Source organism: Curtobacterium sp. GD1 (assembly GCF_020882855.1).
GTDB lineage: Bacteria > Actinomycetota > Actinomycetes > Actinomycetales > Microbacteriaceae > Curtobacterium.
Map to the genome: position 1 here is coordinate 31,164 of NZ_JAFEVQ010000023.1, position 15,427 is coordinate 46,590.

Genomic DNA, 15,427 nt, shown 5'->3' on the forward strand with positions numbered 1-15,427 from the left:
CGGTCTCCGGATGCTCTGGTTGGGCGTCAGGCTAACGCGTGCGACGGCGTGGGCGTGGTTGGCACACGGGGCAGATGTGGCTCGATCGGTTCATGAAGGCCTCACGCACGATCGCGGTGCCGCACCGGGGGCACGGCTTCCCCTGCTGCCCGTACACGTGCAACCGCTGCGAGAAGTACCCGGACTGCCCGTTCACGTTGACGTACTGCGCGTCGAAGCTCGTGCCGCCGTCCTCCAGCGCACGGCCGAGGACGTGCCGCACCTCGGACAGGAGGCCGTGCAGGTCGGCGCGGGTCAGCCGCTCGGCCGGGCGGTCGTAGTGCAGCCTGGCCGCCCAGAGGGACTCGTCGGCGTAGATGTTCCCGATGCCGCTCACGACGCCCTGGTCGAGCAGGACGCGCTTGATGCCGCTCGAGCGCTTCCGGGCGGCGGCGATGAAGCGGTCGTCGTCGAACGCGGGGTCGAGCGGGTCGCGGGCGATGTGCGACACCTGCTTCGGGATGCTCCGGCGCCACACGGCGTCGGGATCGACCTCGTCGACGTGTCCGGCGGAACCGGCCGGCGCCCCGTCGATCGTCGGGACCATCTCGTCGATCGCCATCGAGCCGAACGTGCGCTGGTCGACGAACTCGAGCTCGACCGGTGGCTCCGGGGAGCCGTCGCGGTCGGTGCCGGTGGGCTGGACGTCGAGGAGAATCCGTCGGTGCTTCGCCGCCTCGCGCCCACGGCCGAGCAGGATCTGACCGCTCATGCCCAGGTGGGCCACGAGGGCCTCGGGTCGGTCGCCCTCGTGCTCGGGCTGCAGGGGCATCCAGAGGAACTTGCCACGACGGACCGCGGCGGCGATGGTGCGACCGGTCAGGCGGTCGGCGAAGTCCTCGGCCGGACCGTCGTGCCGGGTCAGTGCCCGGTCGTCGACGACGTCCACGTGCAGGACCCGCGCGCCGCTGACGGCGGGTTCGAGGCCGGCGCGGACGACCTCGACCTCGGGCAGTTCGGGCACGCGGTCAGGCCGCCCGGCCGGAGAGCTGCGTCCACGCCTGGAGCGCCGCTGCCATCTCGGCGGTCTTCTTGCTCGACCCGGTGCCGGTGGAGACGTCCTCGCCCTGGAGCACGACCGTGGCGTGGAAGGTCTTGTCGTGGTCGGGACCGGCCTCGGTCACGCGGTACGACGGGTTGCCGAGCGACAGGCTCGACGCGAGTTCCTGCAGGCTCGTCTTCGGGTCCATCGCGGCGCCGAAGCGGTCCGGGTCGATGAGGAGCGGTTCGACCAGCCGGAGCACCAGCGCGGTCGCCGGGTCGGGGCCGGCGGAGAGGTAGGTCGCGCCGATCACAGCCTCGACCGTGTCGGCGAGGATCGACGACTTGTCGCGGCCACCGGTCTGCTCTTCACCCTTGCCGAGCCGGAGGTACTGTCCGAGCCCGATCATGCGGGCGATCTCGGCGAGGGCGACCGTCGACACCAGGCTCGCGCGCCGCTTGGCGAGGTCGCCTTCGTCGAGGTCGGGGAAGGACCGGTAGAGCTTCACGGTCACGGCCTGGCCGAGGATCGAGTCCCCGAGGAACTCGAGGCGTTCGTTGTGCCCGATGCCACCGTGCTCGTACGCGTACGAGCGGTGGGTCAGGGCGAGCTGCAGGAGCTCGAGGTCGATGTCGGCCCCGAGGATGCCCTGCAGACGAACGACGTCCGGCCCCACGGGGCGGGACCCCGTGGCGCCGGACGTCGCTGTCATGCGTGTGGTCCGATCAGACGTCGGCGACCTTGCGGCCCTTGTACTCCATGTACAGGGGCGTGCCGGCGGAGTCCTCGACGACCTTCGCGCGGTGCGGGAGGCTGTAGGTGACCTTGCCGTTCTCGATCGTCTTCACGAGCTGGACCGGCGCGGCCTTCCACTGCGAACGACGGGCGTGCGTGTTGGCACGGGACTGCTTGCGCTTGGGAACGGCCATGGTGGTTCTCTTTCGGTTGGTCGGTGGTCAGTGGCGAGGGGCGGCGGTCAGTCGGCCTGGTCGGCGTCGGACCGCTCCTGACCCTCGGTGGTCTGGGGCGTGGTCGTGCTGGCTGCGTCCGTGTCCTCGCCGCCGCTCGTCGCGTCGTCGAGGGTGATGCCGCTCAACGCAGCCCACCGCGGGTCCAGGACCTCGTGAGCAGGCTGCTCGCCGATGTCGGCCAGTCGCTCGCCCGTCACCGGGTCGAGGCCTGGGCAGTCCGGTCGGCAGACCGGCTGGAACGGCAGCGCCAGCACCACCGCATCTCGAACGACCTGTTCACAATCCACGTGGTCATCGTGAACGAAGAAGTCGAAATCCTCCGAGGCATCATACGCGAACAGCTCGGCGAAATCGACCTCGACGGGCTCGCTGATGTCGATGAGGCACCGGGAGCACTCGCCCTCGGCCTCGGCGCTGGCGTGCCCGGAGACGAGGACGCCCTCGTGCAGGCCCTCGAGCCGGAGGTCGATGTGCATCTCGGCGCCTTCGCGGACGGAGATGACACCGGCTCCCATCGCATCCGGCACCGCGATGTCGAGCGAGTGCTCGCGCATCTCGCCCGGCCGGTGCGCGAGGTCGCGCACGCGCAGGGCGTAGGGGCTGTTCACGTGGGAAGACACGATCGACAAGCCTACATCGCTCGGGCCTGCGAGTCGAGGCGGGGGCGGGCGTGTCCGGTTCCGTGCGTCCGGCGCTCAGCGCCCGGTGTGCTCGTGGAGGGCCGCCGCGACCACCTGCGGCACGTACGGGGTCACGTCGCCGCCGAGGGACGCCACCTGACGGATGAGCGAGCTCGACACGTGGGCGCGAGCGGCCTCGGGCAGCAGGAACACCGTCTCGACGTCGGCGAGGTGGCGGTTCATGATCGCCATCGGGGTCTCGTACGCGACGTCCTCGCCGGATCGGACGCCCTTGACGAGGACCTTCGCACCGACCTGCCGGCAGTAGTCGACGAGCAACCCCGAGGTCCACTCCCCGACCCGGACGTTGTCGGACACGCCCGTCTCGACGAGCGACTCCTCGATGAGGCGGACACGGTCGACCGCGTCGAACATCGCGGGCCGTTTGTCGGGGTTGTGCACGACGAGCACGTGCACCTCGTCGAAGAGCCCCGCCGCACGCCCGATCACGTCGAGGTGCCCGAGGGTCACGGGATCGAAGGAACCGGGGACCACCGCGATCTGCGCCATGCCAGCGACGATACCGGCGTTCAGTTCTTGCCGAGGAACGCGGCGTCGGACTCGTCGAGCCGCCGGGCCAGGGCTTCGCGGAGCGCGGGGTGCCCGTCGAGCTGCGGATCGGGCTCCAACACGCGCTCGGCTTCCTCGCGCGCGTCGACGATGAGGTCGGCGTGCTCCACGACGCGCAGCAGGTTGAGCGACGACCGCCCGCCCGACTGCCGTTCGCCGAGCACGTCGCCCTCGCGCCGGAGCTCGAGGTCGACCCGCGCGAGCTCGAACCCGTCGTCGGACGCCGACACCGCGTCGACCCGTTCCCGCGAGGTCGTCTCGGCCTCGGCCGCGGACACGAGCAGGCACACGCCGGCGTACTGGCCGCGGCCGATGCGCCCGCGGAGCTGGTGGAGCTGCGAGACGCCGAACCGGTCGGCGTCGAGCACGGCCATCATCGAGGCGTTCGGCACGTCGACGCCGACCTCGATCACGGTCGTCGCCACGAGCACGTCGACCGTGCCGGCCGCGAAGGAGGTCATCACCCGGTCCTTCTCGTCCGCCGTCATGCGGCCGTGCAGGACCTCGATCCGGCGGTCGGCGAGGACCGGCATCGTCCGCATCCGTTCCGCCGTGGCGAGCACGGTGGCCGGGGCGCGCTTCGGGGTGTCGTCGCTCGCCGGGTCGGGCTCGCCGTCGTCTTCCGTGTGGGCGTCGTCGATCGCCGGGCACACCACGAAGGCCTGTCGGCCGTCGGCGAGTTCCTCGGCCATGCGGGTCCAGATGCGGGACTCCCAGCCCGGGTGCTCGGCGAGCGGGACCGTGAAGGTCTCGACACCGGCGCGGCCGGAGGGCAGCCCGGTGATCGTCGAGACGTCGAGGTCGCCGAACACCGTCATCGCCACCGTGCGCGGGATGGGCGTCGCGGTGAGGACGAGCACGTGCGGCGGTGTGGCCCCCTTCGTGCGGAGGGCCTCGCGCTGTTCGACCCCGAAGCGGTGCTGCTCGTCCACCACGACGAGGCCGAGCTCGGCGAAGTCGACCCGGTCGCCGAGGAGCGCGTGCGTGCCGACCACGAGCCGCGAGCTGCCGGACGCCGCTGCGAGCAGGGCCCGCCGCCGTTCGTCCGTCGACTGCGACCCCGTGAGGATCACCGGCCGGAGCTCGGCCGCGAGGTCGGGGCCGAGGAACTTCACGATCGACCGGAGGTGCTGCGCCGCGAGGACCTCGGTCGGGGCGATGAGCGCCGACTGCCCGCCGGACTCGGCCACGGTGAGCATCGCCCGGATCGCCACGAGGGTCTTGCCGGAGCCGACCTCGCCCTGCACGAGGCGGTGCATCGGCCAGTCCGCCGCCAGGTCGTGCGCGATCTCGGCGCCGACCGACCGCTGGTCGTCCGTGAGCGTGAACGGCAGCGTGGCGTCGAAGCGTTCGAGGATCCCGCCGGACGAGGCGGAGCGCGGCGTGGCGGCGGTGGCGCGCGCGGCGATCCGGCGCTGCACGAGGGCGGTCTGGAGCACGAACGCCTCGCGGTAGCGGAGGGCGTCCTGCGCGCGCTTGAAGTCCGCGACCTTCTCAGGGCGGTGCAGGAGTTCGAGGGCCTTGCGGAACGGCACGAGGTCGAGCCGGGTCCGCACCCGGGCGGGGATCGGGTCCGGGACGTCGGGCAGCGTGTCGAGCACGATCGCCATCGACTTGGCGATCTGCCACGAGGTCAGCGTCGACGTCGCCGGGTAGATCGGGATCGGCTGGCGGGAGAAGCGGATGGCTTCCTCGGACTCGGGGTCCGCCGTCGCCCGGGGGTCGTCGCGGTCGAACAGCTCGTAGTCGGGGTGGGCGAGCTGCCGTGCGCCGCGGTAGTCGCCGACCTTGCCGGAGAAGATGCCACGGGCACCGGGCACGAGGTCCTTCGTTCGCCAGCCCTGGTTGAAGAACGTCAGGGTGAGCAGCCCCTTGCCGTCACCGATCTTGGCTTCGAGGATCGAGCCGCGGCGCGCACGCATCGTTCGTTCGCGGACGTCGACGACCTCGGCCACGATCGTCACCGACTCGCCGATCGCGAGGGAGTCGAGCGCGGTCAGGGCACCGCGTTCGGCGTAGCGCCGGGGTGCATGCTCGAGGAACTCGCCGACCGTGCGGTACCCGAACGCCTTCTCGATCGCGCTCGCCGTCCGTCCACCGAGGACGGTCGACAACCGCGCGTCGAGCGGTGCGGGGCCGAGGTCCGGCACCGCCGGCTCGGTTGTCGTTCCGGTCGTGACCACACGTCAACGGTACCCGGCGGCACCGACGCGATCCGCGCCTCCTGGACCGCCTGTGGAGAACTCCTGGAGCGCCCGGCGGCCCGCTACGGTGGCTGCATGACCCGCATCATCGCCGGCGCCGCCGGCTCCACGACGCTCCGGGTGCCGAAGTCCGGCACACGGCCGACGAGCGACCGGGTGCGTGAGGCGCTGTTCTCGTCGCTCGAGGCACGCGGGCTCGTCGACGACACCTCCGTCGCCGACCTCTACGCCGGCACCGGCGCCCTCGGGCTCGAGGCGGCGTCCCGCGGTGCGGTCGAGGTCGTGCTCGTCGACCGGGCGTCGGCGGCGGCGCAGGCCTGCCGGGCGAACGCGAAGGCCGTGCAGCAGCGGGTTCCCGGCGTGCGGATCGACGTGCAGCCGCAGCCGGTGCTCGGGTACCTGCGCGGCACCGTCCGGACGTTCGACCTGGTGTTCATCGACCCGCCGTACGACGTCACCGAGCACGAGCTGGCCGAGGTGCTCGAGACGCTCGTGCCCCGGCTCACGGCGGCCGCGGTGGTCGTCGTGGAGCGGAGCAAGCGCTCCCCCGAGCCGACGTGGCCCGCGGGGCTCGAGCCGTTCAGCAAGCGGAGCTACGGCGAGACCGTCGCGTGGGAGGCCGTGGTCGCCGCCGCCTGACGCCGCGCCCGCGCCCGCGCCCGCGAACCGGTCAGCCGGCCGCGCCGTCCCAGTCGGCGTAGGGGTCCCACCCGGTCGTCGGCACGGGCACTCCCCCGCGCACGAGGTCCGCGTCGCCCCGGTCGAGCACGACGCCGATCCGACGGAACCCCCCGGGCAGCGGGACACTGGGCGGGAACGCGGCGAGCAGCCCGTGGTCCTCGCCGCCGTGCAGCGCCACCTCGTCGATGACGGACCCGCTGCCGGAGGCCTCGTCGAGCGCCAGTGTCACCCGGCTGGCCCGGGCGAGCCGTCCGGCGTCGATCGCCAGCCCGTCGGAGAGGTCGAGCATCGCCGTCGCCCCCGCGGACGCCGCGCGTGGCCCGTCCGCGATCGGCGGGACCGGGCGCCGCTGTCGTCCGACGTCGGGGTCCGTGTCCGCGCCGCTCGCCACGACCGCCTCGCGGGAGGGTTCGCCGTCGGCGTCCACACCCTCGCGGAAGAGCCGCGTCAGCCCACGCGCCGCCGGCCCGAGCTCCCCCGAGACGGCGAGGACGTCCCCGGGGCGGGCACCCGAGCGGACGACGGGGGCACGGCCCTCGAGGTCGCCGAACGCCGTCACCGACACCGTGAACGCCGACGACGTGGAGAGGTCCCCGCCGACGACACCGCAGCCGGGCGCCAGGGCGTCGACCGCCAGGCGCACCCCGTCCGCGAAGGACTCGAGCACCGCCACGGGGGTGTCCTGCGGCGCCGCCAGGGCGATCACGAGACCGGTCGGCACCGCACCCATCGCGGCGACGTCGGACAGGTTCGTCGCCGCGGCCTTCCACCCGACGTCCTCGGGTGCGGACCAGGCCCAGCGGAAGTCCGGCCCGTGCACCATCATGTCCGTGGTCACCACGAACCGGCCGTCCGGTGCCGCCACGACCGCGCAGTCGTCGCCGGGGCCGAGCAGCGGCGCTCCGGCGGGCAACCGGCGCACGATGCGGTCGAGGACGACGAGTTCGCCGAGCTCCCCCACGGTCGGTCCGGCCCAGGCGTCGTACGTCGCGTCCACACGAGAACGGTAGCCTGGACGTCGATGGACACCGTGCGCCGCCCCACCCGGAAGACCGCGATCGTGGGCGTCGTGATCGCCGTCGCGGCCGGTCTGACCGGCTGCACGAACGCCGTCGCGATGTCACCGGCGCCCTCCGCCGACGCCGCCGCGTGCGCAGCGGTGCAGGTCCGGCTGCCGGCAGCGGTCGACTCGAAGTTCGACCTGCGGAACACGAACGCCCAGTCGACGGCGGCGTGGGGCGACCCCGAGGTGGCCCTGTACCACTGCGGCGTGGCCGTCCCGACGGTCTCCGACCTGCCGTGCTTCTCGCTCGGTGACGTCGACTGGATCCGGGACGACCGTGGCGGGCAGATCGTCTACACGACCTTCGGGCGGTCGCCGGCTGTCCAGCTCGTCATCGACGCGACGAAGACCACGAACCAGGTCGTGCAGGACGTCACCGACGCGGTGTCGACGCTCCCGAAGGACGGGCACCAGTGCCTGGACCCGTCCGACGTCGACCAGTAGGCCCGGGTCAGCGGACGGCGGCGCGCCCCAGCTCGATGAGCTCGCGGACGAGCTCGCCGTAGGACACGCCCGACGCCGCCCAGCAGCGCGGGTACATCGACAGCGGTGTGAACCCCGGCATGGTGTTGACCTCGTTCACCACGAAGCCGTCGTCGGTCAGGAAGCAGTCGACGCGGGCGAGCCCGGAGCCGCCGATCGCCTCGAACGCCCGGGCGCCGATCGACCGGATCTCGTCGGTCTGCGCCTCGGTGAGCGGGGCCGGGCAGAGCAGCGACTCGTCACCGCCGAGGTACTTCGACGCGAAGTCGTAGAAGCCGTCCTCGGCGACGACGATCTCGCCCGGCAGGCTCGTGCGCGGGACGCCGTCACGACCCTCGAGCACCGCGACCTCGACCTCGCGCCCGATCACCCGCGGCTCGACGATGACCTTGGAGTCGTGCTCGAACGCCAGGTCCATCGCGGCACCGAGCTCGTCGGGGCCGTCCACGCGGGACACCCCCATGCTGGAGCCCGCACGTGCCGGCTTCACGAAGAGCGGCCACCCGTGCGCGGCGATCGCCTCGGCGACATCGACCGGGTCGGCCGACCACTCGCGACGGAGCACGGTCGTCCACGGCGCGACCCGGAGCCCGGCGTGCTCGAGGACCGCCTTGGCGACGTGCTTGTCCATGGCCAGGGCGCTCGCGAGCACCCCGTCGCCGACGTACGGCAGACCGGCGATCTCGAGGAGCCCCTGGACGGTGCCGTCCTCGCCGAACGGGCCGTGCAGGATCGGGAAGACGATGTCGACCGCGATCGTCGTGACGGAGCCGTCCGGGTGCGAGACCACGAGCTCGTTCGTCGCCGGCGACGTCGGGAACGCCACGCGGGTGCCGTTGTCGGGCACGGTCGGGAGCGTGCCGTCACGGAGCGCCCACTGCGCAGGGTCGTCGGGCTGGAGCGTGAACGCCCCGTCCTTCGTGATGCCGATCGGCACGAGGTCGTACTCGGCACGGTCGACGACGTCCATGATCCCGCCGGCGGTCACGCAGCTGATCTCGTGCTCGCTCGAACGGCCGCCGAACAGCACGGCGACGGTCGTCGGTGGCACGGGTGCGATCGTGGGCATGGCACTCCTCTTGCTGGTCGGGGTCGGACCGGTCACTCGCCCTGGGGTTCGTCGGTCTCGGTGAGGTGCGGCGCGATGTTGCGCGGATCGAGCCTACCGGCGAGCACCTCGGCGACCTGCCCCACGATGGGCATGTCGACGCCGTTCGCCGCGGCGAGCTCGAGGATCGGCGCGACCGAGGCGAGCCCCTCGGCGGTCTGGTTCATCTGGCGCACGACCTCGTCGAACCGGTACCCCTGGCCGAGCAGCCGCCCCGCGGTGTTGTTCCGCGAGAGCGGTGACTGGCACGTGGCGATGAGGTCGCCGAGACCGGCGAGCCCGGACAGCGTCGAGGGCTGCGCGCCGAGCGACACCGCGAAGTCGGTCATCTCGGCGAGCCCGCGCGTGATGATCGACGCCTTCGTGTTCTCGCCGTAGCCGACGCCGTCGACGATGCCGATCGCCACGGCGATGAGGTTCTTCAGCACGCCGCCGAACTCGGTGCCGATGACGTCGGTGTTGATGAACGACCGGAAGTAGGGGTTCGTGGCGACGGCGGCCACCGCGCTGGCGGTCTCGGCCGACGACGAGGACACGACGGCCGCAGTGGGCTGCCGACGGGCGATCTCGAGCGCCAGGTTCGGGCCGCTCGCGACGGCGATGCGGTCCTGGTCGATGCCGAGGCCCTGGAGCAGGACCTCGCTCATCCGCAGACCGGTCGCCTTCTCGACGCCCTTCATCAGGCTCACCACGGGCACCCCCGGCGCGAGCAGCGGCGCGATCGCGTCGAGGTTCGACCGCAGGGTCTGCGACGGCACCGACACGTACACCTGCTGGGCGCCGTCGAGCACGGCGGACAGCGACGTCGAGGCGGTCAGGGTGCGCGGGAGGTTGATGCCGGGCAGGTACTCCGAGTTGCGCTTGGTCTCGGTGATCTCGCGCGCGACCTCGGGGCGACGTGCCCACACGACCGTGTCGGCACCGCCCTCGGCGAGGACCTTGGCGAACGTGGTCCCCCAGCTGCCGGCACCGATGACGGCGACGCGCGGCTTGTCGGTCGACTGCATGACCACGCGGATCGCGGCGGTGTCCACCGCTCCGGGGGCTGCGACCGCGGGGTCCGGGTGGTCATCGTGCGGGCGGAGGCCCGGTCGCTGCTCACTCAAACCGGCCGGTCTCCTTCTGGTTGTTCGCCGCCGGGTCCCAGCGGGTCGGGGGTGCCTGCTGCCCGCGGAGCTCCTCGAGCAGCGCGGTGATGTGCCGCATGAGCAGCTCGGTCGCCTCGACGAGCACCTGCTGGTCGATCGGCTTGCCGCGGTACGCCGACAGGTCGACGGGGTCGCCGACGATGACGTCCACACGCGACGGCGGGATGAGCCGGAGCTTCTTGCCGTACCGCGCCATGATGTTCTGCGTGCCCCAGTGGGCCATCGGGATGAGCGGCACGTCGTTCTCGAGCGCGATCCGCACCGCGCCGGTCTTGCCGCGCATCGGCCACAGGTCGGGGTCACGGGTGAGCGTGCCCTCGGGGTAGACGATGATGGCGCCGCCCTGCTCGATCAGGGACCGGCCGCCACCGAGCGGGTCGCTCAGCCGGGTACGGCCGGAACGCTCGACGGGGATCTGGCCCATGCCGGACATGATCTTGCCGAAGACCGGGACCTTGAAGAGCGACGCCTTCGCGAGGAAGCGCGGCGCCCGACGGGACAGCCAGACCGCCGTGCCGACGACGAGCGGGTCGATGTTCGTGAAGTGGTTCGGTGCGAGCACGAACGCGCCCTCGGCCGGCAACCGGTTCGGTCCGTGCCAGTGGTAGCGCGCGGAGAAGCGGAAGGTCGGGATGACCACGGTCGCGAGGATCCGGAAGGCCGTGTTCAGCTCGCCGCGGCGCCACCGGCGCCCAGGGACGGGCATGCCGGTGGTGACCTGCGAGGCGGAGGCGCGCCGCGCCTCCTGGCCCTCACCGTCACCGCGAGGTGCCGGAGCAGCAGTCACCGCGCTAGCCCGCGAAGTCGAAGTCGGCGCCGAGCTTGCGCAGCTTCGGGATGAAGTGCTCGTAGCCGCGGCTGATGATGCCGACGTTCGTGATGTGGGACTCGCCCTCGGCGGTGAGTGCCGCGATGAGGTGGCTGAAGCCGCCGCGGAGGTCCGGGACGCGGACGTTGGCGGCGTGGAGCGTCGTCGGGCCGGTGATGACCGCGGCCTGCTCGAAGGGACGGCGGGCGACGCGACGGTCGTGCCCGGGCAGGCCCTCCTTGTGGACGACGATGTCCGCGCCCATCTCGTTCAGGGCGTCGGTGAAGCCGAAGCGGTTCTCGTACACGGTCTCGTGCACGATGCTCTGCCCGGCGGCCTGGGTCAGGGCCACGACGAGCGGCTGCTGCCAGTCCGTCATGAACCCGGGGTGCACGTCCGTCTCGATGACGACCGGCTTGAGGACCTCGAGCTCGCGGTAGAAGCGGATGCCGTCCTCTTGGATGTCGAACCCGCCGCCGACCTTGCGGAAGACGTTGAGGAACGTCATGAGCTCCTGCTGCTTCGCGCCCTCGACGAAGATGTCGCCGTTGGTCGCGAGCGCGGCGGAGGCCCAGCTGGCGGCCTCGTTGCGGTCGTTGATCGCACGGTGCGTGTAGCCGCGGAGCGACTGGACGCCCTCGATGAAGATGACGCGGTTCGGCTCGACCGAGACGATGGCGCCCATCTTCTGCAGGATCGCGATGAGGTCCATGATCTCGGGCTCGATCGCGGCGTTCCGGAGCTCCGTGACGCCCTCGGCGAGGGTCGCGGACAGCAGGACCTGCTCGGTGGCGCCGACACTCGGGTACGGCAGCTCGATGTACGCGCCCTTGAGGCCGTCCGGGGCGGTGAGGTGGATGCCGTTGACCTGCTTGTCGACGACCGCGCCCATGGCACGGAGGGCGTCGAGGTGGAAGTCGATCGGGCGGTCGCCGATGCGGCAGCCGCCGAGGTCGGGGATGAACGCCTCGCCGAGCTTGTGCAGCAGCGGACCGCAGAACAGGATCGGGATGCGGCTCGAACCGGCGTGGGCGTCGATCTCGGCGAAGTGCGCCGACTCGACGTTCGACGGGTCGAGGATGAGCTCGCCTCGTGCAGGATCGGTGATGCGCACGCCGTGCACCTCGAGCAGCCCGCGGACGACCTTGACGTCGGAGATGTCCGGGACGTCCTTGAGGATCGACGGGGTGTCACCGAGCAGCGACGCCACCATGGCCTTGGTCGCGAGGTTCTTCGCCCCGCGGACCTCGATGCGTCCCACGAGCGGCTTGCCCCCGCGGATGACGATCTCGTCCGACTTGAGGCCCACGCGCGCCCCTGCGGCCGCTGCGTCCTGTACGAGAGAGTTCACTACTTCACCGGCAATGTCTTCGGCCGCCAACGGGAGCGGCGGGATTCGAACTCCGTGATCGAGGTCTCGTCACGGAGGGTGAGCCCGATGTCGTCGAGCCCTTCCATCAACCGCCAACGAGTGTAAGCGTCGATCTCGAAGGGGACGTCCACATCCCCGAGCGACACGCGCTGCGCCACCAGGTCCACGGTCGCCGACACCCCCGGGTTCCGCTCGATCTCGGCCCAGAGCCGCTCGACTTCCGATTCGGTCACGATCGCGGTGACCAGTCCCTGCTTGCCCGCGTTGCCCTTGAAGATGTCGGCGAAGCGAGGCGAGACGACGACCTGGAAGCCGAAGTCACGGAGCGCCCAGACGGCGTGCTCACGCGACGAGCCGGTGCCGAAGTCCGGGCCCGCCACCAGGACCTTCGCGCCCTGGTACTCGGGCTGGTTCAGCACGAAGTCGGGGTCCTGGCGCCAGCCGGAGAACAGGGCGTCCTCGAAGCCGGTCTTCGTGACCCGCTTGAGGTAGACCGCGGGGATGATCTGGTCGGTGTCGACGTTGGACCGCTTGAGCGGTGCGGCGATTCCGGTGACGGTCGAGATCTTGTCCATCAGTGTGCCCCTTCCAGGACGGCGTTCGACTCGGACGTCTCCAGGTCCCACGGGCTGGAGAGCGTGCCGCGCACGGCGGTCGCCGCGGCCACGAGCGGGGACACCAGGTGGGTGCGCCCGCCCTTGCCCTGACGCCCCTCGAAGTTGCGGTTCGACGTGCTCGCGCAGCGCTCCCCCGGCGCGAGCTGGTCGGGGTTCATGCCGAGGCACATCGAGCAGCCGGCGAACCGCCACTCGGCGCCGAACTCCGTGATGACCTTGTCCAGCCCCTCGGCCTCGGCCTCGAGCCGGACCCGTGCGGACCCCGGCACGACCATGACCCGGACCCCGTCGGCCTTCTTGCGGCCCTGGATGATCGACGCGAAGGCCCGCAGGTCCTCGATGCGCGAGTTCGTGCACGACCCCATGAACACCGCGTCGACGGCGATGTCCTTCATCGGGGTGCCGGCCGCGATGTCCATGTACTCCAGCGCACGCTGCGCGGCGGCCTGGTCGTTCGGGTCGTCGAAGTCCGCGGGCGACGGCACGCTCTCGGACAGCGAGACGCCCTGGCCGGGGTTCGTGCCCCAGGTGACGAAGGGCTCGAGCTCGTCGGCGTCGATGAAGACCTCGGCGTCGAACACCGCGTCGTCGTCGGTCGACAGGGTGTCCCAGTACGCGACGGCGTCGTCCCAGTCCTGGCCGGTCGGGGCGTGGTCGCGGCCCTGCACGTAGTCGTAGGTGGTCTGGTCGGGGGCGACCATGCCGGCGCGGGCACCGGCCTCGATCGACATGTTGCAGATCGTCATGCGGCCCTCCATCGAGAGCGCACGGATCGCCGAGCCGCGGTACTCGAGCACGTAGCCCTGCCCGCCGCCCGTGCCGATCTTCGCGATGACGGCGAGGATGATGTCCTTCGCCGTCACGCCCGGACGCAGCGTGCCCTCGACCGTGATCGCCATGGTCTTGAAGGGCTTGAGCGGCAGGGTCTGGGTCGCGAGGACGTGCTCGACCTCGGACGTCCCGATGCCGAACGCCATCGCACCGAACGCCCCGTGCGTGCTGGTGTGCGAGTCGCCGCAGACCACCGTGATGCCGGGCATGGTCAGGCCGAGCTGGGGACCGACCACGTGGACGATGCCCTGCTCCTTGTCGCCCAGGGAGTGCAGGCGGACGCCGAACTCCTCGCAGTTGCGACGGAGCGTCTCGATCTGGGTCCGGCTGGTCGGGTCCGCGATCGGACGGTCGATCGCGAGGGTCGGGGTGTTGTGGTCCTCGGTCGCGATCGTCAGGTCCAGGCGGCGCACCGGGCGGCCGGCCTGGCGCAGGCCGTCGAACGCCTGCGGACTCGTGACCTCGTGCACGAGGTGGAGGTCGATGTAGAGGAGGTCGGGGTTGCCGTCCTCGCCCTTGACCACGACGTGGTCGTCCCACACCTTCTCGGCGAGCGTCTTTCCCATCGGCCCGACCCTTCCTCGTTGTCGTCGATGAACCGCTGTCGCGGCTCGGTCCGGCGAGTCTAGCAGGTTGGTATACCAACGTGCTCCCGCGTCGACCCGGCTGCCTGGAGGCGCGGCTCGACTCCGCGACACCCGTCGCGGTGGGAAGATGGTCGCGACATGACGACACCTGCGCACTCGACCCGGACCATCAACATCGAGGGCGCGATCCGCGCCGCGGTCGCCGGTGGCGCCCCGCTCGCGCTGCTCATCGCCCTGGGGATGCCCGGGTACGCCGCCTTCGCCATGTTCGCCGGGTTCACCGCGATCTTCGGCGCCACCGAGCCCTACCGGCAGCGTGCGGTGACGACCGGTGTCGCCGGCGCGATGCAGGCGGTGTGCATGGCCGCCGGTGTGGGTGTCGCCCTGGCCGGGTCGCAGCTCTGGATGCAGGCGGTCGGGCTCGTCCTCGTGCTCGTCTTCGCCGTCTGCACGCTGAGCGCCCTCCGCTCGATCCCGGCGCAGCCGATCTTCCCGGTGTTCGCGTTCCTCGTCTCGTCGCTCGTGCCGGTCCGGCCGGCCGACGTCCCGGTCATCGCCACGATCATCGCGTGCTCGGTCGTCTGGGCCTGGCTCGTCGCGATGTCCGGCTCCGTCCTGCGCCTGGTGCTGCACCCGCACGCCCCGCACCGGTTCCGGCCGCTGGCGGAGCGCAAGCACCGTTCGCTCGCGGTGCTCCGGACGCCCGCGCTGTGGGAGACCGTGGCCCTCAACGTGGTCGGAGCGCTCGTCGCCGGAGCCGTCGCCGAGACGATCCCCGGGCTCGGGCACCCCTACTGGGCGGTCATCGCCGTGGTGTCGACGCTGCCCGCACTGCGCCAGCGGCACACGGTGTTCCGGGCGTTCCAGCGGTTCATCGGCACGATCGGCGGCACCGTGATCGCGGTGGGCATCCTGCTGTTGGAGCCGTCGGCGTGGTGGATCGTCCTGATCGCCGTCGTCGGGCAGTTCTTCGCCGAGATCTTCGTCGCGCGGCACTACGCCGTGTGCCTGCTCTTCCTCACGCCGCTCGCGCTCGCCGTGTCGTGGCTGAGCTTGCCCGAGGCGCCGGAGCTCCTCGCGCTCGACCGCGTCGCGCAGACCACCCTGGGCGCGCTCGTCAGCGTCGCGCTGCTGTTCGTGGGGCGTGGGATCGAGCGGCGACGCGGTCGCGCGCTGGGCGCGACGAGCGCGATCCGCACCGTCTGACGCGGGCTGCGCGGACAGGAGGCGCGGGTCGGGCCGGCACCGCGCCTCCCGTCCGCAGCAGGCCGCCGCAGACCCGC

General features: G+C 71.7%; 16 protein-coding genes. 3 read left to right on the plus strand and 13 right to left on the minus strand.

Features of this window, described 5'->3' with window-relative positions:
* Window positions 1–31: 31 nt before the first annotated feature.
* From mutM to JSX79_RS13255, 6 genes are all read right to left on the minus strand, one after another.
* Window positions 32–1,003 carry a bifunctional DNA-formamidopyrimidine glycosylase/DNA-(apurinic or apyrimidinic site) lyase gene (mutM, locus tag JSX79_RS13230; RefSeq protein WP_229086629.1) on the minus strand — a complete coding sequence of 324 codons (972 nt, stop codon included), beginning with the start codon at window positions 1,001–1,003 and terminating at the stop codon, window positions 32–34.
* 4 nt (window positions 1,004–1,007) lie between these two features.
* Window positions 1,008–1,733, minus strand: a complete 726-nt coding sequence (gene rnc / locus JSX79_RS13235) for a ribonuclease III (RefSeq protein ID WP_229086630.1) — start codon at window positions 1,731–1,733, stop codon at window positions 1,008–1,010.
* A gap of 13 nt (window positions 1,734–1,746) precedes the next feature.
* Window positions 1,747–1,950: a 50S ribosomal protein L32 gene (gene rpmF, locus JSX79_RS13240; RefSeq protein WP_022905230.1), complete on the minus strand. Its 204-nt coding sequence runs from the start codon at window positions 1,948–1,950 to the stop codon at window positions 1,747–1,749.
* Between the two features lie 47 nt (window positions 1,951–1,997).
* Window positions 1,998–2,600 (minus strand): DUF177 domain-containing protein, encoded by a 603-nt coding sequence (locus tag JSX79_RS13245; RefSeq protein WP_229086645.1) that lies wholly within the window; start codon window positions 2,598–2,600, stop codon window positions 1,998–2,000.
* A gap of 87 nt (window positions 2,601–2,687) precedes the next feature.
* A complete protein-coding gene (gene coaD, locus JSX79_RS13250) occupies window positions 2,688–3,182 on the minus strand; it encodes a pantetheine-phosphate adenylyltransferase (RefSeq protein WP_070416419.1) in 495 nt (164 codons plus the stop codon).
* A 20-nt stretch (window positions 3,183–3,202) separates the two neighbouring features.
* Entirely contained in the window at window positions 3,203–5,392 is a 2,190-nt protein-coding gene (locus JSX79_RS13255; protein WP_229086646.1) for an ATP-dependent DNA helicase RecG, read from the minus strand.
* A gap of 129 nt (window positions 5,393–5,521) precedes the next feature.
* Between JSX79_RS13255 and JSX79_RS13260 the strand changes: the two genes are divergently transcribed.
* The gene (locus JSX79_RS13260; RefSeq protein WP_070416420.1) at window positions 5,522–6,085 is read left to right on the plus strand and encodes an RsmD family RNA methyltransferase; all 564 of its coding nucleotides are present in this window, start codon (window positions 5,522–5,524) and stop codon (window positions 6,083–6,085) included.
* 31 nt (window positions 6,086–6,116) lie between these two features.
* On the opposite strand, the gene thiL is transcribed toward JSX79_RS13260, so the two are convergent.
* Window positions 6,117–7,124 (minus strand): thiamine-phosphate kinase, encoded by a 1,008-nt coding sequence (thiL, locus tag JSX79_RS13265; RefSeq protein ID WP_229086631.1) that lies wholly within the window; start codon window positions 7,122–7,124, stop codon window positions 6,117–6,119.
* Window positions 7,125–7,148: 24 nt separating this feature from the next.
* Here thiL and JSX79_RS13270 point away from each other — a divergent pair, with 24 nt between their 5' ends.
* Window positions 7,149–7,634 carry a DUF3515 family protein gene (locus JSX79_RS13270; RefSeq protein ID WP_071296143.1) on the plus strand — a complete coding sequence of 162 codons (486 nt, stop codon included), beginning with the start codon at window positions 7,149–7,151 and terminating at the stop codon, window positions 7,632–7,634.
* Window positions 7,635–7,641: 7 nt separating this feature from the next.
* On the opposite strand, the gene JSX79_RS13275 is transcribed toward JSX79_RS13270, so the two are convergent.
* The 6 genes from JSX79_RS13275 to leuC all read right to left on the minus strand — a co-directional run bounded on the left by JSX79_RS13275 (window position 7,642) and on the right by leuC (window position 14,123).
* On the minus strand, window positions 7,642–8,742 hold the full coding sequence (locus JSX79_RS13275) for a D-alanine--D-alanine ligase family protein (protein ID WP_071302178.1): 1,101 nt from the start codon (window positions 8,740–8,742) through the stop codon (window positions 7,642–7,644).
* Window positions 8,743–8,774: 32 nt separating this feature from the next.
* Window positions 8,775–9,788, minus strand: coding sequence for an NAD(P)H-dependent glycerol-3-phosphate dehydrogenase (locus JSX79_RS13280; RefSeq protein ID WP_070419107.1), 1,014 nt, complete (start codon window positions 9,786–9,788; stop codon window positions 8,775–8,777).
* A gap of 91 nt (window positions 9,789–9,879) precedes the next feature.
* Window positions 9,880–10,635, minus strand: coding sequence for a 1-acyl-sn-glycerol-3-phosphate acyltransferase (locus tag JSX79_RS13285; protein ID WP_071296141.1), 756 nt, complete (start codon window positions 10,633–10,635; stop codon window positions 9,880–9,882).
* A gap of 85 nt (window positions 10,636–10,720) precedes the next feature.
* Window positions 10,721–12,088 (minus strand): UDP-N-acetylglucosamine 1-carboxyvinyltransferase, encoded by a 1,368-nt coding sequence (gene murA, locus JSX79_RS13290; RefSeq protein ID WP_071296140.1) that lies wholly within the window; start codon window positions 12,086–12,088, stop codon window positions 10,721–10,723.
* Window positions 12,088–12,684 (minus strand): 3-isopropylmalate dehydratase small subunit, encoded by a 597-nt coding sequence (leuD, locus tag JSX79_RS13295; protein ID WP_229086632.1) that lies wholly within the window; start codon window positions 12,682–12,684, stop codon window positions 12,088–12,090. The genes murA and leuD overlap by 1 nt, the downstream gene beginning before the upstream one ends.
* Entirely contained in the window at window positions 12,684–14,123 is a 1,440-nt protein-coding gene (leuC, locus tag JSX79_RS13300; RefSeq protein ID WP_071302179.1) for a 3-isopropylmalate dehydratase large subunit, read from the minus strand. The genes leuD and leuC overlap by 1 nt, the downstream gene beginning before the upstream one ends.
* Window positions 14,124–14,282: 159 nt before the next feature.
* On the opposite strand from leuC, the gene JSX79_RS13305 reads away from it, so the two are divergent.
* Entirely contained in the window at window positions 14,283–15,350 is a 1,068-nt protein-coding gene (locus JSX79_RS13305; protein ID WP_229086633.1) for an FUSC family protein, read from the plus strand.
* The last annotated feature ends 77 nt before the right edge of the window (window positions 15,351–15,427 follow it).

Excerpts from the sequence above, each read along its gene's own strand:
- JSX79_RS13275 (WP_071302178.1), bottom strand. The coding sequence starts at position 8,742 with ATGCCCACGATCGCACCCGTGCCACCGACGACCGTCGCCGTGCTGTTC.
- rpmF (WP_022905230.1), bottom strand. The coding sequence starts at position 1,950 with ATGGCCGTTCCCAAGCGCAAGCAGTCCCGTGCCAACACGCACGCCCGT.
- JSX79_RS13260 (WP_070416420.1), top strand. The coding sequence starts at position 5,522 with ATGACCCGCATCATCGCCGGCGCCGCCGGCTCCACGACGCTCCGGGTG.
- JSX79_RS13305 (WP_229086633.1), top strand. The coding sequence starts at position 14,283 with ATGACGACACCTGCGCACTCGACCCGGACCATCAACATCGAGGGCGCG.
- leuD (WP_229086632.1), bottom strand. The coding sequence starts at position 12,684 with ATGGACAAGATCTCGACCGTCACCGGAATCGCCGCACCGCTCAAGCGG.
- coaD (WP_070416419.1), bottom strand. The coding sequence starts at position 3,182 with ATGGCGCAGATCGCGGTGGTCCCCGGTTCCTTCGATCCCGTGACCCTC.
- JSX79_RS13270 (WP_071296143.1), top strand. The coding sequence starts at position 7,149 with ATGGACACCGTGCGCCGCCCCACCCGGAAGACCGCGATCGTGGGCGTC.
- JSX79_RS13280 (WP_070419107.1), bottom strand. The coding sequence starts at position 9,788 with ATGCAGTCGACCGACAAGCCGCGCGTCGCCGTCATCGGTGCCGGCAGC.
- rnc (WP_229086630.1), bottom strand. The coding sequence starts at position 1,733 with ATGACAGCGACGTCCGGCGCCACGGGGTCCCGCCCCGTGGGGCCGGAC.
- leuC (WP_071302179.1), bottom strand. The coding sequence starts at position 14,123 with ATGGGAAAGACGCTCGCCGAGAAGGTGTGGGACGACCACGTCGTGGTC.
- JSX79_RS13285 (WP_071296141.1), bottom strand. The coding sequence starts at position 10,635 with ATGCCCGTCCCTGGGCGCCGGTGGCGCCGCGGCGAGCTGAACACGGCC.